This window comes from Nocardia anocheti, from assembly GCF_029675105.1.
GTDB lineage: Bacteria > Actinomycetota > Actinomycetes > Mycobacteriales > Mycobacteriaceae > Nocardia.
On sequence record NZ_JAQQFV010000002.1, the window covers coordinates 334,758 to 356,187 of the forward strand.

A 21,430-nucleotide genomic window follows, 5' to 3' on the forward strand; every position below is an offset into this window, starting at 1 on the left:
GCAGCACGCTACCGGCCGCCACCGACAGGAAACGGGCTCAGCGCAGCTGGACGACCACCTTGCCGGTCGCGGTCCGCTCGTCCAGGGCCGCGACGGCTTCGGCCGTCTTCTCCAGCGGGTAGAGCACCGGCTCGGGCGCGGGGATGGCCCCGGAGGCCAGCAGCGGTTCCACCTCGGCCCACTGTTCGGCCAGGTAGGTGGGATGACTCATCACCCATTCGCCCCACGCCGCGCCGACCACCTCGACGTTCTTGAGCAGCAGCCGGTTCACCTTCACCGTCGGGATCTCGCCCGCGGTGAAGCCGACCACCAGCAGCCTGCCGCCCCCGGCCAGCGAGCGGACGCTGTCGGTGAAGCGGTCGCCGCCGACCGGGTCGAGCACGATGTCGACGCCGCGGCCGTCGGTGAGCTCTTTGACCGCGGCCAGCCAGCCCTCGGCCAGCACCACGTCGGTGGCGCCGTTGGCCTTGGCCACCTGGGCCTTCGACTCGGTGCTCACCACCGCGATCACCCGGCCCGCGCCCAGCGCCTTGGCCATGCGCAACGTGGAGGTGCCGATGCCACCGGCCGCGCCGTGCACCAGCACGGTCTCGCCGGGGGCGAGCCTGCCGCGCTTGGTCAGGCAGAAGTGCACGGTCAGATCGTTGAACAGGATGCCCGCACCGGCTTCGAGCGAGACATTGTCCGGCAGCTTGAACACCGCGTTGCCGGGCGCGACGGCCACCTCGGCGACGGCATTGCCGAGCATCGTCAGCGCGGCGACCCGGTCACCGGCGACCAGCCCGGATTCCGCGGGCGCCTCGCGCACCACCCCGGCCACCTCGCCGCCGACGACGAAGGGCAGGCCCGGCTTCATCTGGTAGAGCCCGCGGGTCATCAGCACGTCGGGGAAGGCGATGCCCGCCGCGTGCACGTCGATCAGGACGCCACCGGGGTAGGCCACGGGTTCGGGCAGGTCGACGATCTCGATCGCCGACGGACCCTCCAGTCGACCGACCTGTGCTGCGCGCATAGCGAACCCTCTCTGTTGACGTGCTCTCGCCGAACCTATCCCGGCCAGGGGTCAGCGATGGGCGAATTCCAGCATCGTCTCGCTGACCAGCTCCTGACCGTCCTTGGTAATGGTGAGCCCGTCCGGGGTCAGGTGGTACTGCGTGCCGTCGACCGGGTTGGTCGCGGTGAAGCCGCCACCGCCGGTGGGCAGCGGGTCGTCGAGTTCGATGCCGAGACCGTCGCTGGCCCTGGCGCCCTTGTAGTAGTACCGGTTGTCGCCGGTGTGGCAGATGACCACCCGCGACTTGCTGGTACGCGCGATCGTCATCGCGGCGTCGTTGTCGTTGCAGCGCGGCCCGCCGGTGCGGAAACCCTGGCCGTCGGCGCCGGTGACGCTCGACTGCAACGGGGGCACCGTGGTGACGACCGGGGTGGGCGGTGGCTGGGTGACCTCGCCGGTGGGCGCGGTCTGGTCGTCGGTCACCTCCCCGGTGGGCTGCACGACGGTCGGGGGCAACGGGGGCGGATCGGCGACGGTGCCGGGATCGTCGCCGACGCTGAGCATCACCCACACGGCCGCGCCCACCGCCGCGACCACGATGAGCGCGCCGAGAGCACCGGCCAGGATCGGGGTCGAGGAGTTGCGCCGCGGTGGGAGCGGCAGCGGCGCGGAGGGATGGGTGTAGCCGCCCGCGCGAGTGACCTGCGGGCCGCTGGTGCGGTAGCCGGGCGGCGGGGTCCACTGGGCGCGCGGGGCGGCGGGGTCGACCACCACCTGCGGGCCGGAGACGGTGGGCGGCGGGTCGGGGTCGACGGGGCGCGGGCCGGTCACCGGACCGACGCTGGTGACGGCCGCGATCTGCGGACCCGGCGCGGTGCTCGGCGCGGCCCGCTCGGCCTGCACCAGGGCGGCGCGGGCGGCCCTGGCCAGGTCACCGGTGGTGAGGAAGCGCTGCTGCGGCCGTTTGGCCATGCCGCGATCGATCACCGCGTCGAAGAACGACAGCGCCGGGTCGACGGCGCTGGGCCGCGGCGGCGGGGCCATCTGATGGGAGCCGATCGCGCCCGCGAGGCTGTTGACCGGGTAGGGCACCCGGCCGACCAGGCATTCGTAGAGCACGCAGGTGAGCGCGTAGGTGTCCACCGCGGCGGTCAGCGGGGCGTCCTCGAAGCGTTCGGGGGCCATATAGGCCATCGAGCCGACGGCGCTGCCGGTGCTGGTGAGCTGGGGGTCGGAGTCGGCGTGCGCGATGCCGAAGTCGACCAGGTAGGCGAACATGCTGCTGGTGAGCAGGATGTTGGCCGGTTTCACGTCGCGGTGGATCAGGCCGATCTCGTGCGCGGCGTCGAGCGCGGCCGCGATCTGCTCCACCACCTGCACCGATTCGCCGGGCGTGAGCCGACCGTGGCGCTGCAGCCGGTCCTTGAGATCGGTGCCCTTGACCAGGCGCATGTCGATGTAGAGCACACCGTCGACCTCGCCCCAGTCGTGCACCGGGATGACGTGCGGTTCCTGCACACTGGCCATCGCGTGCGATTCGCGCCGGAAACGCTGCACGTAGACCGGATCACCGGCCAGTTCGCGATTGAGCACCTTGACGGCGACAGTGCGATTCTTGGAGGTGTCGTAGGCCTCGTAGACCTCCCCCATACCGCCGACTCCGAGGAGCCTGCGCATTTCATAGCGCCCGAACATCGAGCCCGCCATCGCCCCGCCGGCCATCCCAGCAGGCTACCCGGCGGCGGACGGCTCTGTCATGTACGGCGACCGCGACCTGGTACCACTTCGCCCGGCTCCGCGTGAGGGTGTGATCTGCGCCCCGTAAAGTCGTGTGCGGAACTACGCAAGAAGTCGCGGCGCACCTGGTGAGCCGTGCGAGGAGCACACGTGTCACTCGATCGGCCACTGGCCCCGCTTCCCCAGGAGGGCATGGGTTTCGCCGCGGCGTGGCCCGTCCGGGCCGGGGACGTGGATCCCTACCATCGGCTGCGCTTCGACGCCGTGGCGCGCTACCTGTCCGACATCGCCTGGGACGAACTGCACCGCACCGAGCTGCACAAGACCGACCCAACCTGGATCGTCCGCCGCACCGTCATCGACGTGGTGCGTCCCGTCGTCTGGCCCGACCAGGTACATCTGACGCGCTGGTGTTCGAGCATGTCCACCCGGTGGACGAACATGCGCACGCGCATCACCAGCGACGGCGGCGGTCTGATCGAGACCGAGGGTTTCTGGATCAACCTCAGTGAGTCGAGCAACCTGCCGTCCCGGATCAGCGACGAGGGCCTGGCCTATCTGGCGCGATCCACCGACGAGCACCGGCTGCGGTGGCGGCCCTATCTCACCGATCCGGCCCCGCGCGAATCCGACACCGATCTGCCGTTCCCGATCCGCGCCACCGATATCGACCAGTACAACCACGTCAACAACGCCTGCTACTGGCAGGCGGTGGAGCAGTATCTGGTCGACTACCCGAAACTCGTCGCCGGGCCGCATCGCGCGGTGATCGAGTACGTGGCCCCGGTGCTGGCCCGTGAGCACATCACCGTGCGTGCCCGCTACGAACCCGGCGACGCGGGCGGCAGGCTGACACTGCGGCTGTGGTTCGTGGTCGGCGGCATCACCACCACGGTGGTACGCATCATGCCGCTGCCGGAATAGCCCCGGCCCCCACGGGACCGGGGCCTCGGGCTCAGCCCTTGGCGGCCTTGAGCAGGTCGGCCCTGGTGGTGAACTTGACCCGCGGCCTGCCCGCCGCCTTGCCCGCCGACTTCTCGGCCTGGTCGATGGTCTTCCAGCCCTTGCGGTCGACCAGATCCGGCTGACGCTGCGCGAGCAGGGCTTGCAGGGCGGCCCGGTCCCCGCTCGGCGCGGTGAGCTTGCCCGCGATGAAATCGCTGATCAGCGCCTCCACCGTCTCCTCGGCGTCGAGGCGGTTGGAGCCGATCACGCCGCGCGGGCCACGCTTGATCCAGCCCGAGACGTACACGCCGGGAACCGGTTCGGTGGCCTCGATGACCCGGCCGTGCTCGCTGGGCACGGTGCCGCGCCGCTCGTCGAAGGGCAGCCCGGCGACCGGCACGCCGCGATAACCGATGGCGCGCAGCACCAGACCGGTCTCGAGCGTCTCGGTGCGGTCGGTGGCGGTGGCCACCAATTGCCCGTTCTCCTCGGTCAATTCGTTGTGCGCGAACTCCAGCGCGGTGACGTGCTCGTCGCCGTGCACGGCGGTGGGTGTGGCCAGGTAGCGGAACACGATGCGCTTGTGCGCCGGGTCCGGGGTGAGCTGTGAGTACTCCTGGGCCAGCTGGTATTTCAGCCGCAGCGAGGGCTCGATGTTCGCGTCGTCGAGCAGCGCCTGGCTGTGCGGGTCGAGGGTGAGCTCTGCCGGGTCGACGATCACGTCGACGTTCTTCATGTGCGTCAGCGCCAGGAACTCCGGCGAGCTGTAGGCCGCCTGCAGCGGACCGCGCCTGCCGAGGATCACGACCTCGCGGATGTTGCTGCGGCGCAGCGCGTCCAAGGCGTGGTCGGCGATATCGGTCTTGGCCAGCTCGTCGGGATGGGCGGTGAGCACGCGGGCCACATCGAGGGCGACATTGCCGTTGCCGACGATCACCGCGCGCTCGCCGGACAGATCGAACTCGCGCTCGGCGAAATCGGGATGTCCGTTGTACCAGGCCACGAACTCGGTGGCCGAGTGGCTGCCGGGCAGGTCCTCGCCGGGCACGCCGAGGCGGCGGTCGCTGGAGGCGCCGACGGCGTAGATCACCGCGTGGTGGTGCGCGAGCAACTCCGCGTGGTCGATGTGCTGACCGATCTCGACATTGAGGTAGTACTGCAGGGTGTCGCGGCGGAAGGCGGAGTCGAACATGTTCGCCACGCCCTTGGTGCCGGAGTGGTCGGGCGCGACACCGGCGCGGATCAGGCCCCACGGCGTCGGCAGGCGGTCGAACATCTCGACCTCGACATCGCTGCGGCGCAGCAGTTCGTCGGCGGCGTAGCAGGCCGCCGGGCCCGCGCCCACGATCGCGACGCGCAGGGTGCCCAGGTCCTTGGGCGGGCGCACCGGCGCGCTCAGTGGATCGAAGTTCGACTCGAGCGGGTGACGCTGGAACCAGGCGGCGTTGATCTCGCGGTATCTGGCCAGCGAGGCGAGCAGGTCGTCCTCGGAGAAGATGGCGTCCACCGGGCAGGCGTCGACACAGGCGCCGCAGTCGATGCAGGTGTCGGGGTCGATGTGCAGCATCTCCGCGGTCGCGAACTCCGGCTGATCGGGAGTCGGGCGAATGCAGTCGACCGGGCACTCGGTGACGCAGCTGGCGTCGTTGCAACAACGCTGCGTGATGACATAGGCCATGGGTGCGGATCCTCGAAATATGTGGTCGGTGGCTCGAGGCGGCAACGCGGGACGCCGGTGGCGGGGTATGCCATGGGCGCGTCCACGGTGACGCATCTTTCAGTGTGCCTCGAGTGTGACACCGACCTCACCTGTGGTCCGGATTACGGTGGTTCCCATGGTGGCGACTCTGATCCTCATGCGGCACGGCAAATCGGCCTACCCCGACGGCGTCGACGATCACGACCGGCCGCTGGCCCCGCGCGGGCAGCGCGAGGCGGCGCTGGCCGGTGACTGGCTGCGCGCGACCCAGCCCCCGATCGACGCGGTGCGCTGCTCGACCGCCACCCGCACCCGTCAGACCCTCGCGGCCACCGGCATCGCCGCGCCGGTGGACTACACCGACGACATCTACGAGGCGAATCCGCACACCCTCATCGAGCTCGTGCAACTCACCGACGACGCGGTGTCCACCCTGCTCGTCGTCGGCCACGTCCCCGGAATCCCCTGGACCGCCTGGGAACTGGCCTACAACCGCGACTCCGACCAGGCCACCGAACTCAGCCGCAAGTTCCCCACCTCGGCCTTGGCCGTGCTCGAATTCGACCGGCCGTGGGCACAGGTGGACCCGGGGTCGGGCGAACTGACGTTCTTCCACACCCCCCGCTAGGCGGCTACTTCAGCAGCTTGCCGCCGACCACGATCCCGACGCCGAGCAGAGCCAGCAGGACGAAGGCGACGAAGCCGTTCGTCAGCCACCACACCACGCCGAGTACCAGCACCACCGGAGCCACCGCGATGGCGGTGATCACGGGGCTCTCCTTGACCGTTTCCCACGCCGAACGGGCCCGGATCCGGTCGATGTCCTTAGCCATGTGATCCAGACTACGTTTCTGTCGGTGGTCGGTGCCATGCTCGTGGTCATGGATTGGAAAATCGAACTCGTTGCCATCCCGGTCACCGATGTCGATCGGGCCAAGGACTTCTACACCAGCATCGGTTTCAACGCCGATCACGACCACACGCCGAGCCCGGACATCCGGTTCGTCCAGCTCACCCCGCCGGGCTCGGGCTGCTCGATCTGTATCGGCCGCGGACTCACCGAGGCCGCGCCCGGCAGTGTCGAGGGCATGCAGATCGTGGTGACCAGCGCCGACACGGCCTACGAGCAGCTCGTGGCCGCCGGAGTGGACGCCACCCCCGTGCAGGACATGCCCTGGGGCCGGTTCACCTTCTTCGCCGATCCCGACGGCAACCGCTGGGCGGTGCAGGAGCTGCCGAAGTACAACTGAATTCGTTCGTCCCGTGAGAATTAGTCTTGCTTGGAGTTCACTCCAGGTGGCTAGCGTCGACCTGGTTCCACGAGAAGGGACGAGCACGATGGATCCGGACGCGACCGCACGGGCCGAGGGCACCGACGAAGAGCGCGAACGCCCCCGCTATTCGATCGGCGAGGTGGCCGAACGCTCCGGCCTGAGCCGCGACACGCTGCGCTGGTACGAGAAGATCGGGCTGATGGGCTACATCGGCCGCGACCACACCGGCAACCGCCGCTTCAGCGATCGCGACCTGGAGTGGCTGGCGCTGATCACCCGGTTGCGGCTGACCGGCATGCCGGTGGCCGACATGATCCGCTACGCCGAACTGGTGCGGGCCGGTGAGCAGACCTACCCGCAGCGGCTGGCGATGTTCCAGCAGACCAGATCCGACGTGCTCGACAAGATCGCGGAACTCCAGCAGACCGTGGCGGTGCTCGACTACAAGATCGCGCTCTACCAGGGCCGATCCGAGGTCGAGCAACCCGCCACGCTCACCGCGTACACGAGCGAAGGAACCGATGTATGAGCACCACCGCGACACTGCCCACCACCGCCCTGGGCACCGACGGCCCGCTGGTCGGCACACAGGGCCTGGGCTGCATGGGCATCAGCGAGTTCTACGGTGACACCGACGCCGCCGAGTCGCGCGCCACCCTCGACCGCGCGCTCGAACTCGGCGTCACCCTCTTCGACACCGCCGACATCTACGGCTCGGGCCACAACGAGGAGTTCCTCGCCGATTTCGTCCGGGCCAACCGGGCGGATCTGGTGATCGCCACCAAGTTCGGCATCGTCCGCAAGGCCGACGACCCGTCCTACCGCGGTTTCGACAACTCCCCCGACTACATCCGCACCGCCGTCGAGGCCAGTCTGCGCAGGCTCGGTATCGACACCATCGACCTGTACTACGTGCACCGCCGCGATCCCCGGGTGCCGATCGAGGAGACCGTCGGCACGCTGGCCGAACTCGTCGCGGCGGGCAAGGTCAAGGCGCTGGGCCTGTCGGAGGTCACCGGCGACGAGCTGCGCGCCGCGCACGCGGTGCACCCGATCGCGGCCGTGCAGTCGGAGTGGTCGCTGTTCTCCCGCGACGTGGAGCGCACGGCGGTGCCCGCCGCCGTCCAGCTCGGCGTGGCCTTCGTGCCGTACTCGCCGCTGGGCCGCGGCTTCCTCACCGGCTCGTTCCAATCAGCGCAAGACCTGGGCGACAACGACTTCCGACGCTCGCAGCCGCGCTTCACCGGCGACAACGCCGAGCGCAACGCCGCACTGCTCGCCCCGCTGGCCGCGATCGCGCAGGCCCACGGGATCACCCAGGCCCAGGCCGCGCTGGCCTGGGTGCACGCGCGCGGCGAGGTGCACGGCCTGCCGGTGGTGCCGATCCCGGGCACCCGCAAGCGCACCCGGCTGGCCGAGAACGTGGCCGCCGCGTCGGTGCGGCTCACCGCCGAGGAACTCGCGACCCTCGAGCCGATCGCCGGACAGGTGGCGGGCGAGCGGTACGCGGACATGTCCTTCACCTCCGCGGGCCGGGAGTAGACCTGCCGCGCCGCGGTCCGGGCGGGCCGCGGCGCACCGGGCTAGCATCGCGGAGGTGAGCCAGCGCGTATGGATCGACAAGCAACACCCCGCGATCTACAAGGCCATGAGTGCGACGGCGGCCGAGATCCGCGCCGCCGCCGCGGCCGCGGGCATCGACCGGCGGTTGGTGGAACTGATCAACCTGCGGGTCTCGCAGATCAACGGCTGCCCCTACTGCCTGGACGTGCACGAGCACGCCGGGCTCGGGGCGGGCCTGAGCGCCCAGGAGATCGCGGTGCTGCCCGCCTGGCGGCGCGGCGGCACCTATTCCGACACCGACCGGGCCGCGCTCGGGCTGGCCGAAGCGGTGACCACGCTGCCCGAGGAGGAGCGCACCGATCGGGAATACGCGATCGCGCGCGAGCATTGGTCCGAAGAACAGATCTCGGTGATCATCTGGATCGCCGTCGCGATCGGCGCGTTCAACCGCGTGTCGATCCTGAGCGCGCACCCCGTGCCGGTGCGGAAGGAGCGTAAGAAGATGACCGAGGCCCAGCCCGAATCCGAACGTCGCGTCGTCCGCAACGAGGACAAGAACCGCTACGACGTGTTCCTCGACGGCGAGCTCGCTGGCTTCGCCGAATACGTCGAACGGGGCGAGGACACCGATTTCGTGCACACCGAGATCGACGGCGCGTTCTCGGGCAAGGGCCTGGGCGGGGTGCTCGCGCGCCTGGCCATCGAGGACGTGATCGCGCGCGGGCGCACCATCACCGCGCACTGCCCGTTCATCCGCGGCTACCTCGACAAGCACCCGGAGTACGACGCGCACGTGGTGGGCAAGGGCATCGCGAAGTGAGCGACCTGGAGGCCGATCCCACCGAGGCGCTGTGCGAACCCTCGCCCAGCCCGGGGCCGATCTCCGAGCTGTATCCGGCCAGGGAGGTCCCGCTCGGCGGGGTGCGCGGCGTGTACGTGGAACGCACCCTGCCGCAACGGGATCTGCCGACGGTCGGGGCCTGGTGCTTCCTGGACCGGTTCGGTTCGCCGACCGTCACCACCACCGGCGCCTCCCCCGACATCCTGCCGCACCCGCACATCGGCCTGCAGACGGTGACCTGGCCGTTCGACGGCCGGATCCGGCATCGGGATTCGGTGGGCTCGGATGTCGAGATCGAGCCGGGTCAGCTGAATCTGATGACCTCCGGTCGCGGCATCGCGCACTCGGAGTTCGGGGTGCCCGGCGCGGCGGCGGGCAACGGCCTGCAGTTGTGGATCGCGCTGCCCGAGGACGCCCGCGACGGCGACCCACACTTCGAGCAGCACCGCGAACTGCCGGTCTACGAGGAGCCGGGACTGCGGGCCACCGTGCTGATCGGCGCGCTCGGCGGCGTGGTCTCGCCCGCGCGGGCCTACACACCGATCCTCGGCGCCGACATCGCGCTCGACGCGGGCGCGCGGGTGCGGTTGCCGCTCGAGCGCGCCTTCGAACACGCGGTGCTGGTGGTCAGCGGAACCGTCGAGGTCGACGGGGTCGAGCTGAGCGCGGGGCCGCTGCTGTATCTGGGCACCGATCGCGCCGAACTGGCACTGACCAGCACCGAGGGCGCGCACCTCGCGCTGCTCGGTGGCGAGCCGTTCGCCGAGGAACTGGTGATGTGGTGGAACTTCGTCGCGCGCACGCACGAGGAGATCATCGACGCGCGCGAGGCGTGGGAAGCCCGCGATACCAGCCGTTTTCCCACCGTGGTCGGTCACGACCCGGACGAGCGCATCCCGGCGCCGCCGCTGCCGCCGCTGCGGTTGAAGCCACGCAAACGCGCGACCGGCTGCGTCCACCGCTGATCCGTCGCGGCGCCGGGGCGCGCTCAGCCCTGGGCGAGCAGGGCGTCGAGCGCGCGGTAGCTGTCGTTGAGGCCGGTCTCCATGCCGGACTCGAGCATGCCCGCGCATTCCTCGGCGGTGTGGAAGACGCTGTCGGTAACCACCCTGGTGCGCCCGTCGCCCAGGTCGACGAAGGTGGTCGCGTCGATGGAGATGTGGGCGGGCATGCCGTCCCACTCGAAGGACTGCACGATGCGCTGCTTCGGGGTGATCTCCCGGAAGCGGCCTTCGAAACCGTAGGCCTGGTCGCCTTCGTATTCGACGAAGCGCCAGTGCCCGCCCTTGCGGAACTCCCAGCGTTCGACGTCGAGTTCGTGGCCGCGGCCCCACCAGCGCGCGAGCTGCTCGATGCGGCTGTAGGCGGCCCACACCCGGTCCAGCGGGGCGTCGAATTCGCGTTCGATGTGCAGTTCGCGGTCCGAGGTGGAGGTGATGACCGCGTCCTTGGTGTCGGTACTCATGACTCTGGCTCCGTTCGTCGCAGGAATTCGTCGAGACGGTCCATCCGGGCTTCGAGCATCTGCCGATAACCCTGCATCCAGGCCACCTCCCGATCGAAGACGTGCTCGCCGATGCGGCAGTACCGCACCCGCCCACGCTTCTCGGTGACCACCATGCCCGCCGCCTCCAGCAGCCCGATGTGCTTCTTGATGCCGGTCAACGTCATCTCGAAGTGCTCGGCCAACTCGCTGATACTGGCGGGCCCGCGCCCGAGCCGCTCGAGGATGCCCCGTCTGGTGGGGTCCGCGAGCGCCCCGAACGAGGCATCCAGGAAGTCATACTGAACCATCTAGTTCAGTATTGCGCGCACGACCCGGTGCGTCAAGACCCGAACCGGCGAGATCGCCGAATCCCTGGACTCAGGCCGGATTTGATTACTACGCTTCGTCGTAGACAACGACTTCGAGGGGGCACCGCATGGAGGAAACCACCTGCTGCATCGTGGGCGGCGGACCGGCCGGGATGATGACCGGCCTGCTGCTGGCCAGGGCGGGCGTGCGCGTCACTGTGCTGGAGAAACACGCCGACTTCCTGCGCGACTTCCGCGGCGACACCGTCCACCCGTCGACCATCCGGCTGCTCGACGAACTCGGCCTCAGCGACGAGTTCGCCCGGCTCCCCCAGACCGCGGTGACCACGATGCGGCTCTACGCGGGCGACCGGATGGTCGTCGCCGCCGACCTCACCCGGGTTCCGGGCCGGTACCGCCACGTCGCCATGGTGCCGCAGTGGGACTTCCTCGACCTGCTGGCCCGCGCCGCCCTCGCGGAACCCAGCTTCACCCTGCGGACGCGAACGCGGGTCACCGGGCTGATCCACGAGTCCGGTGCCGTCGCCGGTGTCCGCTGTCGCGACGCCGACGGCGCCGAACAGAGCCTGCGCGCCGATCTCGTGATCGCCTGCGACGGCCGCGATTCCGTGACACGCGAGGCCGCCGGTCTGCGGCAGCGGCGCGAGGACGTACCGATGGACCTGTGGTACTTCCGCATCCCGAAGTCGGCCGACGACGGCACGGGCGGCGCCTTCCAGGGCCGCTTCACCAGCGGGAACTCCGCGGTGTGCGTCGACCGGGGCGACTACTACCAGACCGGCTACATCATCGAGAAGGGCAGCGACGCGGCGCTGCGGGCGGCGCACGAGGTGTGCTGGCTGCGCGAGCGGGTCGGCGAACTCTTCGGCTGGCCCGCGGCGGCGACCGCGGCGCTGCGCTCCTGGGACGACGTCGCGCTGCTCGAGGTGACCGTCGGGATGCTCGAGCAGTGGTCGGTGCCAGGTCTGCTCTGTATCGGCGATGCCGCGCACCCGATGTCGCCGGTCGGCGGGGTGGGGGTGAACCTCGCGATCCAGGACGCCGTGGCGACCGCGCGCATCCTCGCCGCACCGTTGCTGGACCGCGCGGTGTCGCTCGCCGACCTGAAGAAGGTGCAGCGCCGAAGGATGTTCCCCGCGAGCTTCACCCAGCGCTCCCAGCGCGGCGAACACGACCTGCTCATCACTCCCGCGCTGCGCGGAACACTGCACACCGCACCGCTGCCGCTACAGGTCATCGACGCCGCGCCGCCGCTGGCCGGGATCGTCGGCTTCCTCGGTGGAATCGGCCTCCGACCCGAGCACGCGCCGGATTTCGCCCGGCGTCCACGGGTCGCGGCCGGATGATCATCCGATGACTTCCGATCCAGCCGCTCAGCGGTTAGGTTTGCCGCGACAAACGGGATGAATCGGTCCCGGGCGCGACAGCGGGAGGCTTACACGATGAGGATCGGCACTGTGCTCGGAGCGGCGCTGCTGGCGGTGGGGATCACCCTGTCGGGAACCGGGATCGGCGCGGCCGACCCGACCCAGCCCGGCATCACGCTGCGCGGTGCCGACAAGGACGTGGACTACCGGGTCGGCGTCTCCGAGGATCGGCGCGCGGTCGTCACCACGCTCGACGCGGGCCGGTTCGAGCTCGCGCACGACGCGAAGGTCGTCACCGTCACCGATGCCTCCGGTGCGGTGATCGCCGCGCTGCCGATGGCCGTGCGGTTCGGCGAGCACACCGTGCCGCTGGCACCGCGGATCAATGAGACCGGCACCGAGCTGACCCTCACCCCGATCGGCGAATCCGACACTCCCGTGCGCGATATCAGCGCCCAGGAGCGGTTCTTCGCCGAGACCCAGCGGTTGCAGCCGCAGATCATCGAGGGCGCGGCGATCGGCGCGGCCATCGGTTTCGTGCTCGGCTTCCCGCTCGGCCTGTTCGTCCTGGACTTCATCACGGTGCCGGTGGCCACCGTCGCCGGTGCGGCGATCGGCGCGATGGCGGCCTACGCGCTGGCCGGTGGACAGCCCGCCGTCGACACCGCGCTCGCCTACGTCACCGGGGCGCCCTGACGGCCCGACACCGATCGCCCGCTCCGCTACCGTGGACAGCACGCGAACTCCGCGACCGGCGCCGGAGTCGCACGTTCGGGAGTGGGTGGTGAGGGACGTGTTCGACCCGCTGGCCGATATCGACCGGGCACTGGCCGAGCAGGCCGGATGGACATGGTTCGACGACTACCTGCTGTACACGTGCGGGGTCGCCGAGCTGCTGGCGAGCGGGCGGGTCACCCAGATCCCGTCCGCCGCGACCCGGGTCCGGCTCGATGCGGGCGAGATCTGCTTCGCCGACGGCGGCGCGCAGTGGTTCACCTGGCGCGGCCTCGGCGACGGACGCTGGACGCCCGGCCGGACCGCCGCCGACGGCCGCACCCCGCTGGGACGGGTCGCGCACCTGGGCAACGCGGTGCGCAACGAATCACGCCGTCTGCGGGCCGAGGCCGCCGAGCAACCGCGCTGGGTGACCGAGCGGCCGGGCACGGCGATGATCTCGAATCAACGTATCCATCTGGCCAATCCGGACCGCGCGTTCGCGCTGCACTGGTCGGCGCTGGAGAGCGTCGACCTGAGCGCGCCCGATCTGGTCGGCTGCCGGTTCCCGAACCAGAGCGGGACGATGCAGCAGCTCCAGATCCGCAGCGCCTGGGCGCCACTGATCTTCGTCACCGCCGCCCTGCGCCACTTTCCACACCACCCGCTGGTGCGGACGGGCGCGTGGCTGCCCGCCGGGTTCGAGGACAAGTGTCATCTGGCGGGCAAGACGTGCCCGAAGGTGCGTGCGCTCTAGCGTTGTCGCGCGCGGTAGGCGGCGACGGCATTGCGGTTGCCGCAGGCGGTGCTGCAGTAGCGGCGCGACCGGTTGCGCGACAGGTCCAGCACCAGTCCCGCGCAGCTCGCGTCGGCGCAGATCGACAGGCGGCTCAGCTCGTCGGCGCGGATCAGGTCGATCATCGCCATGGCCGTCTCGACCGCGATACGCACCGGCAGCGGCGCCTCGGGCGGCACGGCGTGGACGTGATAGTCGACGTCACCGTGCCGGACCAGCTGCGGGATGGCGCGATGCTCGGTGAGGATCTGGTTCACCAGCGTGACGGCGGTGTCGCGGTCACTGGTCAGCAGCTGTCGCAGCGGGGCGCGCAGGGCCCGCACGGCGGTCAGTTCCGCGACGTCGCCGGTGTGGGCGCCGGTGTAGACGTGCCGGTCGAAGAACTCGTCGAGCTGAGACACCTCGGTGAGGGTGTCCGGGTCCTCGGCGGAGTTGACCAGTTCGACCGCCGCCAGCAGCGCCGCTTCGGTGTCATGAGCGAAAACCACATTGACATATTACCGCCCGCTCCATACCGTCATTAGTCATGGCGACTTTGACCCATGACAGTGCGAACCGGACGCGCACCGGGCTGCTGTTCGCGCTGGCGTCGGCCACCTCCTTCGGGCTGTCCGGTCCGCTCGCGCGCGGACTCATGGACGCGGGCTGGAGCGCCGCGGCCGTCGTCGCCGCCCGGGTGCTGCTCGCCGGGATCGTGCTGCTGCCCCTGGCCCTGCGCCAGCTGCGGGGGAACTGGAACCTGGTGCGCGCCAACGCGAAACTCATCGTCGCGTACGGCCTGATCGCCGTCGCGGGTACGCAGCTCGCCTACTTCAACGCCGTGGCGCACATGACGGTCGGGGCGGCCCTGCTCATCGAATTCACCGCGCCCATCGCGGTGGTCGGCTGGCTGTGGGTGCGGTATCGACAGCGCCCCGGCGCGGCCACCGTCACGGGGGCGATGCTGGGCGTCGCCGGGCTGCTGCTGGTGCTCGAGGTGATGTCGGGCCTGTCCGTGCAGGCGGTCGGCGTCGCCTGGGCGCTGGCGTCGATGGTCGGCGCCGCGACCTATTTCGTGCTCTCCGCGCACGGGACCGATCTACCCGGCACCGTGCTGGCCGCGGGTGGTCTGCTGATCGGCGGGGTGATCCTGCTGCTGGCGGGTGCGGTCGGCATCGTCCCACTGCGGGCCGCCACCGACCCGGTCGCCTTCGCCGACTTCACCACGCCGTGGTGGGTGCCGATCGCGCTCATCGGCGTCGTCACCGCGGCGATCGCCTACGTCACCGGGATCGCGGCCACCCGCAGGCTGGGGTCGCGGCTGGCCTCGTTCGTCGCGCTCACCGAGGTGCTGGCCGCGCTGGTGTTCGCCTGGGCACTGCTCGGCGAGGCACCCCGACCGATCCAATTGCTCGGTGGCGCACTGATTCTCGTCGGCGTGGTCATCGTCCGGCTCGGCGAGCCCGACACCGTCGCGGTGGGTGACCCCGAAGCCCAGACCGTGGCCGACGACGGCGCGGCGGCACCGCAGCCCTGAATGCGGTCGGAGACCGAGACAGCCTGCACCACTGGGTATATCGTCGGGTTCGACAGTCGCGCCGGGTCCGCGCCTCGCGACGGCTGCGCCTTCCTCGTCGGCTCTCACCGCCCGCCTGCCACTCGGCCGCCCCGGTGACCGCGCGACGGAACCAGCAAGGGGTCTCAATGTCATATCTGAAACCGGCGGACTTCGTCGAGAAGATGGTCGACGCGGGCGAAGCCAAGGCGTTCATGTCCACCCGCGACACGGTGATCCGCGCCTACATGGCGGGCGCGATCCTGGCGCTGTCGGCCGCGTTCGCGGTGACGATCACGGTGAACACCGGCGAACCGCTGCTGGGCGCCGTGCTGTTCCCGGTCGGGTTCTGCATGCTGTACCTGCTCGGATTCGACCTGCTCACCGGCGTTTTCACGCTCGTGCCGCTGGCGCTGATCGACAAGCGCCGGGGTGTCACGGTGCGCACGGTGCTGCGCAACTGGGGCTGGGTGTTCCTCGGCAATTTCGCGGGCGCGTTCACCGTCGCGGTGATGATGGCGATCATCCTGACCATGGGCTTCTCCGTCGACCCCAGTGCGGTCGGCGAGAAACTCGGCGAGATCGGCGAGGCGCGCACCCTCGGCTACGCCGAACACGGCGCCGCGGGCATGCTCACCCTGTTCGTGCGGGCGGTGCTGTGCAACTGGATGGTCTCCACCGGCGTCGTCGCCGCCATGATGTCCACCTCGGTCTCGGGCAAGGTGATCGCCATGTGGATGCCCATCATGCTCTTCTTCTACATGGGCTTCGAACACTCCATCGTCAACATGTTCCTGTTCCCCTCCGGCCTACTCCTCGGCGGCGAATTCTCCCTGGGCGACTACCTCCTCTGGAACGAAATCCCCACCGTTGCGGGCAACCTCCTCGGCGGCCTCACCTTCGTCGGCCTCACCCTCTACGCCACCCACGCCCGCCCCGCCCCGTCCCGTCAACCCACCGAAACCGCCATCGACTGACACCCACCGATTTTGCCAGGATGTCCGCTTGCCGACCGATGTCCTGGCCGCCGCCGACGCGGCCACGGTGGAGATCACCCGCTTCGACACCGTCGTCGGCGCGGACCCGACGCCGTTCGGCGCGATTCTGCTGCGCACCGAGTCCGCCTCCTCGTCCCGGATCGAACACCTGACCTCGGGAGCGAAAGCAATCGCGTTGGCCGAGATCGGAGGCACCGACCAGCGCAATGCCGTCGAGATCGTCGGCATTGTCCGCGCGATGCGGACAGCCCTGTCCCTGGACTCCGAAATCGATGAGCACCTGCTGCTGGAGATGCACGCCGCGCTGATGGTGCACGACCGGGGATCCGCCGGGCGTTGGCGTTCTCAACAGGTGTGGATCGGTGGAGACGATGTCGGCCCGCACGGCGCCGCGTTCGTCGCACCGCACCACGACCTACCAGGTTCGATCGACGATCTGCTCGCCTTCATCCGGCGCGACGACATCCCCGCGCTCGTCCATACCGCCCTCGCCCACGCCCAGTTCGAAACGATCCATCCGTTCACCGACGGCAACGGCCGAACAGGCCGGGCGCTGATGCATGCCATGCTCCGGTCGAAAGGCGTCACAGAACAGGCGACGGTCCCGCTCGCCGCTGGCCTGCTGTCCCGGGTCGACGACTACTTCGCCGCACTCACCGCGTTCCGCGACGGAGATCCGGCACCGATCGTCCATCAGGTCGCCGAAGCCACATTCACCGCGCTCGGCAATGCCCGCCTGCTCGTCGAGGACATCCACCACATCCGGGAACGCTGGGAGTCGACCATCCGCACCCGGCGCGGCTCGGCCTCCTGGCGCCTGCTCGATGTCGCACTCCGCCAACCGGTCTTCGACGCCACCACCGCGGCCACAGCACTCGGCATCACCGATTCCAACGCGGTACGCGCCATCAATCCCCTGGTGGAGTCCGGGGTACTGACCGAATTCACCGGCATGCGCCGCAACCGCCTGTGGCAGGCACGCGAAGTCCTCGACGCCTTCGACGATTTCGCCCGCCGAGCAGGCGAACGGACCTACGGAAACTGAGCGCGAACACGAAACGGCCCCCGCTCCGGAGAGCGGGGGCCGTTCGTTCTGACTGGCTACTGCCTAGCGGTAGTCGCTGAAGCCGTAGTCGTCCAGCGGCACAGCGGCGCCGGTGGAGGAGCCGAAGCTGTCCGGGGAGTAGTAGGTGTCGTCGTAGGACGGCACCGCGTACGCCGCGGCACGGGCTTCTTCGGTCGGCTGAACCTGGATGTTGCGGTAGCGGTTGATACCGGTACCGGCCGGGATCAGCTTGCCGATGATCACGTTCTCCTTCAGGCCGATCAGCTTGTCGGAGCGGCAGTTGATGGCCGCGTCCGTCAGCACTCGGGTGGTCTCCTGGAAGGAGGCCGCCGACAGCCACGAATCGGTGGCCAGCGACGCCTTGGTGATACCCATCAGCACCGGACGGCCGGAGGCGGGCTCGCCACCCTCGGCCACCACGCGACGGTTCGAGGCCTCGAACTCGGCACGCTCGGTGAGCGAACCGGGCAGGAACTCGGTCGCACCCGAATCGATGATCGTCACGCGACGCAGCATCTGGCGCACGATGACCTCGATGTGCTTGTCGTGGATCGACACACCCTGCGAGCGGTAGACCTCCTGGACCTCGTGGACCAGGTGGACCTGCACCTGACGGGGACCCATCACGCGCAGCACCTCGTGCGGATCGGCAGCGCCCTCGAGCAGCTGCTGACCCACCTCCACGTGGTCACCGTCGGCCAGCAGACGCTCGGTGCCGTCGTCGTGCTTGAACACACGCAGACGCTGACGCTTGGAGAGCTTGTCGTAGACGACCTCGTCCGATCCGTCATCCGGGATGATCGTGATCTTGTAGAAGCGATCGTCGTCCTCGAGCCGCACGCGACCCGAGACCTCGGCGATGGGCGCCTTGCCCTTGGGCACACGAGCCTCGAAGAGCTCCTGCACGCGGGGCAGACCGCCGGTGATGTCGTCACCCGCGACACCACCCTGGTGGAAGGTACGCATGGTCAGCTGGGTACCGGGCTCACCGATGGACTGGGCGGCGACGATGCCGACGGCCTCGCCGATGTCGACCAGCTTGCCGGTGGCCATCGAGCGGCCGTAGCAGGTGGCGCAGACGCCGGTACCGGTGGTGCAGGTCAGCACGGAGCGGACCTTCACCTCGGTGATCCCCGCGTCGAGCAGCGCCTCCAGCGCCGGGTCGCCGAGGTCGGCGCCCTTGGCCACCACCACGTTGCCCTTGGCGTCGACCGCGTCGGACGCGAGCGTCCGGGCGAAGGTCGAGGTCTCGACGTGGGCGTCGCGGATGATCGTGCCGTCGGCCTGCTTCTCGGCGATCGGCACGACGATGCCGCGCTCGGTGCCACAGTCGTGCTCGCGCACGATGACGTCCTGCGAGACGTCCACCAGACGACGGGTCAGGTAACCCGAGTCGGCGGTACGCAGCGCGGTGTCGGCCAGACCCTTACGAGCACCGTGGGTGTTGATGAAGTACTCGAGCACGGTCAGGCCCTCACGGAAGGAGGACTTGATCGGGCGCGGGATGAACTCACCCTTCGGGTTCGTCACCAGGCCCTTCATACCGGCGAGGGTACGGGTCTGGGTGAAGTTACCCGTGGCACCCGAGTCGACGATCGTGATGATCGGGTTGTCGGCCGGGTAATGCGAACGCAGCGCGGTACCGACCTCTTCGGTCGCCTCCTGCCAGATCTTGACCAGGGCGTTGTTGCGCTCCTGGTGATCGAGCGCACCACGCTGGTACTTCTTCTCGATCTGATCGGCCATGCCCTCGTAGCGCTCCATGATGTCGGCCTTCTCCGGCGGAACGAGCACGTCCGACATGGAGACGGTGACACCCGAACGCGTGGCCCAGTAGAAGCCCGCGTCCTTGAGCTTGTCGACGGTCTGCGCGACGACGATCATCGGGTAGCGCTCGGCCAGATCGTTGATGATCGTGGCCTGGCGCTTCTTCGGCATCGGCTCGTTGATGAACGCGTAGTCCGCCGGGAGCAGATCGTTGAACAGCACGCGACCCAGGGTGGTCTCGGCCAGCCACGCGTCACCGCGGTGCCAACCCTCCGGGAACAGCTCCGCCTCGATCTCGCGCGGCGGGCGCTGCTCGGTGAGACGCACCTTGATCAGCGAACGCACGGTGAGCTCACCGCGGTCCACGGCCATCTGCGCCTCGGCGGGCGAGGAGTAGACGCCCTGCTCGGCCTCGTCCTTGGTGGCCGCGCGGTAGGTGCCCACACCCTTCTCGTCGAGACGGGTCAGGTAGAACAGGCCGGTCACCATGTCCAGACGCGGCATCGCCAGCGGGCGACCCGAGGCCGGGGACAGGATGTTGTTCGACGACAGCATCAGGATGCGCGCCTCGGCCTGCGCCTCCGCCGACAGCGGCAGGTGCACGGCCATCTGGTCACCGTCGAAGTCGGCGTTGAACGCCTCACACACCAGCGGGTGCAGCTGGATGGCCTTGCCTTCGACCAGCTGCGGCTCGAAGGCCTGGATACCCAGGCGGTGCAGGGTGGGCGCGCGGTTCAGCATCACCGGGTGCTCGGCGATGACCTCTTCGAGGACATCCCACACCTGGGCACGCTGACGCTCGACCATCCGCTTGGCGGACTTGATGTTCTGCGCGTGGTTCAGGTCGACCAGACGCTTCATGACGAACGGCTTGAACAGCTCGAGCGCCATCAGCTTGGGCAGACCGCACTGGTGCAGCTTGAGCTGCGGACCGACCACGATGACCGAACGGCCCGAGTAGTCGACACGCTTGCCGAGCAGGTTCTGACGGAAACGACCCTGCTTGCCCTTGAGCAGATCGCTCAGCGACTTCAGCGGGCGGTTACCCGGACCGGTGACCGGACGGCCACGACGGCCGTTGTCGAACAGCGCGTCGACGGACTCCTGCAGCATCCGCTTCTCGTTGTTGACGATGATCTCGGGCGCGCCCAGATCGATCAGTCGCTTGAGGCGGTTGTTGCGGTTGATCACGCGGCGGTACAGGTCGTTCAGGTCGGAGGTGGCGAAGCGGCCACCGTCGAGCTGGACCATCGGGCGCAGCTCCGGCGGGATCACCGGAACGGCGTCGAGCACCATGCCCATGGGCGAGTTGCCGTTGGCCTGGAAGGCCGCGACGACCTTGAGGCGCTTGAGCGCGCGCAGCTTCTTCTGACCCTTGCCCGAGCGAATGGTCTCGCGCAGGCTCTCGGCCTCGGCGTCGATGTCGAAGTTCTCCATCAGCTTCTGGATGGACTCCGCACCCATGGCGCCGGTGAAGTACTCGCCGTAGCGGTCGACGAGCTCGCGGTAGAGCACCTCGTCGACGATGAGCTGCTTGACGGCCAGCTTGGTGAAGGTGGTCCAGATCTCATCGAGACGATCCAGCTCACGCTGGGCGCGGTCGCGCAGCTGACGCATCTCGCGCTCGCCGCCGTCCTTGACCTTGCGGCGCACGTCGGACTTGGCGCCTTCGGCCTCGAGCTCGGCCAGGTCGGCCTCGAGCTTCTGCGCGCGGGCCTCGAGATCGGCGTCGCGCTGATCGGCGACGGCCTTCTTCTCGACCTCCATCTCGGCCTCGAGGGTGCTGAGCTCGTTGTGGCGCAGCTCCTCGTCGACACCGACGATGACGTAGGCGGCGAAGTAGATGATCTTCTCGAGATCCTTCGGCGCCAGATCCAGCAGGTAGCCCAGACGCGAGGGCACACCCTTGAAGTACCAGATGTGGGTGACGGGCGCGGCCAGCTCGATGTGGCCCATCCGCTCACGACGCACCTTGGCGCGGGTCACCTCGACGCCACAGCGCTCACAGATGATGCCCTTGAAGCGAACACGCTTGTACTTGCCGCAGTAGCACTCCCAGTCCCGGGTGGGGCCGAAGATCTTCTCGCAGAAGAGCCCGTCCTTCTCCGGCTTGAGCGTGCGGTAGTTGATGGTCTCCGGCTTCTTGACCTCACCGAAAGACCAGTTTCGGATGTCTTCAGCGGTGGCCAGGCCGATCCGGAGTTCATCGAAGAAGTTGACGTCTAGCACGTAACTTCCTTTCCCCTGTTCGGGTCGAATTCGAGCAAAAGTTCACTAGTTGTCGTGCGTGGTGCGCGAGTGGCTGTTCGTTCCCGGAACA

21 protein-coding genes and 1 pseudogene are annotated in these 21,430 nt (G+C 69.1%); 14 read left to right on the forward strand and 8 right to left on the reverse strand.

Annotated features, from left to right (window positions below):
• Positions 1 to 37 precede the first annotated feature (37 nt).
• Together QC180_RS05350 and QC180_RS05355 are read right to left on the reverse strand one after the other, a co-directional pair.
• Positions 38 to 1,012 (reverse strand): NADPH:quinone oxidoreductase family protein, encoded by a 975-nt coding sequence (locus QC180_RS05350; RefSeq protein WP_278261466.1) that lies wholly within the window; start codon positions 1,010 to 1,012, stop codon positions 38 to 40.
• 51 nt (positions 1,013 to 1,063) lie between these two features.
• Positions 1,064 to 2,716 (reverse strand): serine/threonine-protein kinase, encoded by a 1,653-nt coding sequence (locus QC180_RS05355; protein ID WP_278261467.1) that lies wholly within the window; start codon positions 2,714 to 2,716, stop codon positions 1,064 to 1,066.
• A 165-nt stretch (positions 2,717 to 2,881) separates the two neighbouring features.
• Between QC180_RS05355 and QC180_RS05360 the strand changes: the two genes are divergently transcribed.
• Positions 2,882 to 3,655, forward strand: a complete 774-nt coding sequence (locus QC180_RS05360) for an acyl-[acyl-carrier-protein] thioesterase (protein ID WP_278261468.1) — start codon at positions 2,882 to 2,884, stop codon at positions 3,653 to 3,655.
• A gap of 31 nt (positions 3,656 to 3,686) precedes the next feature.
• Here the strand turns inward: QC180_RS05360 and QC180_RS05365 are convergent, their stop codons facing one another.
• Complete coding sequence (locus tag QC180_RS05365) at positions 3,687 to 5,354, reverse strand: FAD-dependent oxidoreductase (RefSeq protein ID WP_278261469.1); 1,668 nt, start codon at positions 5,352 to 5,354, stop codon at positions 3,687 to 3,689.
• A gap of 157 nt (positions 5,355 to 5,511) precedes the next feature.
• On the opposite strand from QC180_RS05365, the gene QC180_RS05370 reads away from it, so the two are divergent.
• Positions 5,512 to 6,003: a SixA phosphatase family protein gene (locus QC180_RS05370; protein WP_278261470.1), complete on the forward strand. Its 492-nt coding sequence runs from the start codon at positions 5,512 to 5,514 to the stop codon at positions 6,001 to 6,003.
• Between the two features lie 4 nt (positions 6,004 to 6,007).
• On the opposite strand, the gene QC180_RS05375 is transcribed toward QC180_RS05370, so the two are convergent.
• A complete protein-coding gene (locus QC180_RS05375) occupies positions 6,008 to 6,208 on the reverse strand; it encodes a hypothetical protein (RefSeq protein WP_278261471.1) in 201 nt (66 codons plus the stop codon).
• A 48-nt stretch (positions 6,209 to 6,256) separates the two neighbouring features.
• Between QC180_RS05375 and QC180_RS05380 the strand changes: the two genes are divergently transcribed.
• The 6 genes and pseudogenes from QC180_RS05380 to QC180_RS05400 all read left to right on the forward strand — a co-directional run bounded on the left by QC180_RS05380 (position 6,257) and on the right by QC180_RS05400 (position 10,018).
• A complete protein-coding gene (locus QC180_RS05380) occupies positions 6,257 to 6,625 on the forward strand; it encodes a VOC family protein (RefSeq protein ID WP_278261472.1) in 369 nt (122 codons plus the stop codon).
• A gap of 88 nt (positions 6,626 to 6,713) precedes the next feature.
• On the forward strand, positions 6,714 to 7,178 hold the full coding sequence (locus tag QC180_RS05385) for a MerR family transcriptional regulator (protein WP_278261473.1): 465 nt from the start codon (positions 6,714 to 6,716) through the stop codon (positions 7,176 to 7,178).
• The gene (locus QC180_RS05390; RefSeq protein WP_278261474.1) at positions 7,175 to 8,191 is read left to right on the forward strand and encodes an aldo/keto reductase; all 1,017 of its coding nucleotides are present in this window, start codon (positions 7,175 to 7,177) and stop codon (positions 8,189 to 8,191) included. Before QC180_RS05385 ends, QC180_RS05390 begins: the two co-directional genes overlap by 4 nt.
• Positions 8,192 to 8,246: 55 nt before the next feature.
• Positions 8,247 to 8,699: pseudogene (locus QC180_RS30200) on the forward strand (carboxymuconolactone decarboxylase family protein); the annotation flags it as partial.
• Positions 8,700 to 8,714: 15 nt separating this feature from the next.
• On the forward strand, positions 8,715 to 9,032 hold the full coding sequence (locus QC180_RS30205) for a GNAT family N-acetyltransferase (RefSeq protein WP_347567307.1): 318 nt from the start codon (positions 8,715 to 8,717) through the stop codon (positions 9,030 to 9,032).
• Positions 9,029 to 10,018 (forward strand): pirin family protein, encoded by a 990-nt coding sequence (locus tag QC180_RS05400; RefSeq protein WP_278261476.1) that lies wholly within the window; start codon positions 9,029 to 9,031, stop codon positions 10,016 to 10,018. The genes QC180_RS30205 and QC180_RS05400 overlap by 4 nt, the downstream gene beginning before the upstream one ends.
• A 23-nt stretch (positions 10,019 to 10,041) precedes the next feature.
• Here the strand turns inward: QC180_RS05400 and QC180_RS05405 are convergent, their stop codons facing one another.
• Together QC180_RS05405 and QC180_RS05410 are read right to left on the reverse strand one after the other, a co-directional pair.
• The gene (locus QC180_RS05405) at positions 10,042 to 10,518 is read right to left on the reverse strand and encodes an SRPBCC family protein (RefSeq protein WP_278261477.1); all 477 of its coding nucleotides are present in this window, start codon (positions 10,516 to 10,518) and stop codon (positions 10,042 to 10,044) included.
• Positions 10,515 to 10,847, reverse strand: coding sequence for an ArsR/SmtB family transcription factor (locus tag QC180_RS05410; protein WP_278261478.1), 333 nt, complete (start codon positions 10,845 to 10,847; stop codon positions 10,515 to 10,517). Before QC180_RS05410 ends, QC180_RS05405 begins: the two co-directional genes overlap by 4 nt.
• Positions 10,848 to 10,975: 128 nt before the next feature.
• On the opposite strand from QC180_RS05410, the gene QC180_RS05415 reads away from it, so the two are divergent.
• The 3 genes from QC180_RS05415 (at position 10,976) to QC180_RS05425 (ending at position 13,706) form a co-directional block, all read left to right on the forward strand.
• Entirely contained in the window at positions 10,976 to 12,214 is a 1,239-nt protein-coding gene (locus QC180_RS05415; RefSeq protein ID WP_278261479.1) for an FAD-dependent oxidoreductase, read from the forward strand.
• A 96-nt stretch (positions 12,215 to 12,310) separates the two neighbouring features.
• On the forward strand, positions 12,311 to 12,931 hold the full coding sequence (locus tag QC180_RS05420; protein ID WP_278261480.1) for a DUF8020 domain-containing protein: 621 nt from the start codon (positions 12,311 to 12,313) through the stop codon (positions 12,929 to 12,931).
• An 88-nt stretch (positions 12,932 to 13,019) separates the two neighbouring features.
• Positions 13,020 to 13,706 carry a hypothetical protein gene (locus tag QC180_RS05425; RefSeq protein WP_278261481.1) on the forward strand — a complete coding sequence of 229 codons (687 nt, stop codon included), beginning with the start codon at positions 13,020 to 13,022 and terminating at the stop codon, positions 13,704 to 13,706.
• On the opposite strand, the gene QC180_RS05430 is transcribed toward QC180_RS05425, so the two are convergent.
• The gene (locus QC180_RS05430; RefSeq protein WP_278261482.1) at positions 13,703 to 14,233 is read right to left on the reverse strand and encodes a CGNR zinc finger domain-containing protein; all 531 of its coding nucleotides are present in this window, start codon (positions 14,231 to 14,233) and stop codon (positions 13,703 to 13,705) included. The genes QC180_RS05425 and QC180_RS05430 overlap by 4 nt on opposite strands.
• Before the next feature lie 38 nt (positions 14,234 to 14,271).
• Between QC180_RS05430 and QC180_RS05435 the strand changes: the two genes are divergently transcribed.
• The 3 genes from QC180_RS05435 (at position 14,272) to QC180_RS05445 (ending at position 17,322) form a co-directional block, all read left to right on the forward strand.
• Entirely contained in the window at positions 14,272 to 15,261 is a 990-nt protein-coding gene (locus QC180_RS05435) for an EamA family transporter (protein WP_278261483.1), read from the forward strand.
• A gap of 167 nt (positions 15,262 to 15,428) precedes the next feature.
• Positions 15,429 to 16,256 (forward strand): formate/nitrite transporter family protein, encoded by an 828-nt coding sequence (locus QC180_RS05440; RefSeq protein ID WP_278261484.1) that lies wholly within the window; start codon positions 15,429 to 15,431, stop codon positions 16,254 to 16,256.
• A gap of 28 nt (positions 16,257 to 16,284) precedes the next feature.
• Positions 16,285 to 17,322, forward strand: a complete 1,038-nt coding sequence (locus tag QC180_RS05445; RefSeq protein WP_278261485.1) for a Fic family protein — start codon at positions 16,285 to 16,287, stop codon at positions 17,320 to 17,322.
• 63 nt (positions 17,323 to 17,385) lie between these two features.
• On the opposite strand, the gene QC180_RS05450 is transcribed toward QC180_RS05445, so the two are convergent.
• Positions 17,386 to 21,339: a DNA-directed RNA polymerase subunit beta' gene (locus QC180_RS05450; RefSeq protein WP_278261486.1), complete on the reverse strand. Its 3,954-nt coding sequence runs from the start codon at positions 21,337 to 21,339 to the stop codon at positions 17,386 to 17,388.
• Positions 21,340 to 21,430 lie beyond the last annotated feature (91 nt).

Coding starts and splice junctions, on each gene's coding strand:
- QC180_RS05350 (WP_278261466.1), bottom strand. CDS start 1,012: ATGCGCGCAGCACAGGTCGGTCGACTGGAGGGTCCGTCGGCGATCGAG.
- QC180_RS05355 (WP_278261467.1), bottom strand. CDS start 2,716: ATGGCCGGCGGGGCGATGGCGGGCTCGATGTTCGGGCGCTATGAAATG.
- QC180_RS05365 (WP_278261469.1), bottom strand. CDS start 5,354: ATGGCCTATGTCATCACGCAGCGTTGTTGCAACGACGCCAGCTGCGTC.
- QC180_RS05370 (WP_278261470.1), top strand. CDS start 5,512: ATGGTGGCGACTCTGATCCTCATGCGGCACGGCAAATCGGCCTACCCC.
- QC180_RS05375 (WP_278261471.1), bottom strand. CDS start 6,208: ATGGCTAAGGACATCGACCGGATCCGGGCCCGTTCGGCGTGGGAAACG.
- QC180_RS05380 (WP_278261472.1), top strand. CDS start 6,257: ATGGATTGGAAAATCGAACTCGTTGCCATCCCGGTCACCGATGTCGAT.
- QC180_RS05385 (WP_278261473.1), top strand. CDS start 6,714: ATGGATCCGGACGCGACCGCACGGGCCGAGGGCACCGACGAAGAGCGC.
- QC180_RS05390 (WP_278261474.1), top strand. CDS start 7,175: ATGAGCACCACCGCGACACTGCCCACCACCGCCCTGGGCACCGACGGC.
- QC180_RS30205 (WP_347567307.1), top strand. CDS start 8,715: ATGACCGAGGCCCAGCCCGAATCCGAACGTCGCGTCGTCCGCAACGAG.
- QC180_RS05405 (WP_278261477.1), bottom strand. CDS start 10,518: ATGAGTACCGACACCAAGGACGCGGTCATCACCTCCACCTCGGACCGC.
- QC180_RS05410 (WP_278261478.1), bottom strand. CDS start 10,847: ATGGTTCAGTATGACTTCCTGGATGCCTCGTTCGGGGCGCTCGCGGAC.
- QC180_RS05415 (WP_278261479.1), top strand. CDS start 10,976: ATGGAGGAAACCACCTGCTGCATCGTGGGCGGCGGACCGGCCGGGATG.
- QC180_RS05420 (WP_278261480.1), top strand. CDS start 12,311: ATGAGGATCGGCACTGTGCTCGGAGCGGCGCTGCTGGCGGTGGGGATC.
- QC180_RS05435 (WP_278261483.1), top strand. CDS start 14,272: ATGGCGACTTTGACCCATGACAGTGCGAACCGGACGCGCACCGGGCTG.
- QC180_RS05440 (WP_278261484.1), top strand. CDS start 15,429: ATGTCATATCTGAAACCGGCGGACTTCGTCGAGAAGATGGTCGACGCG.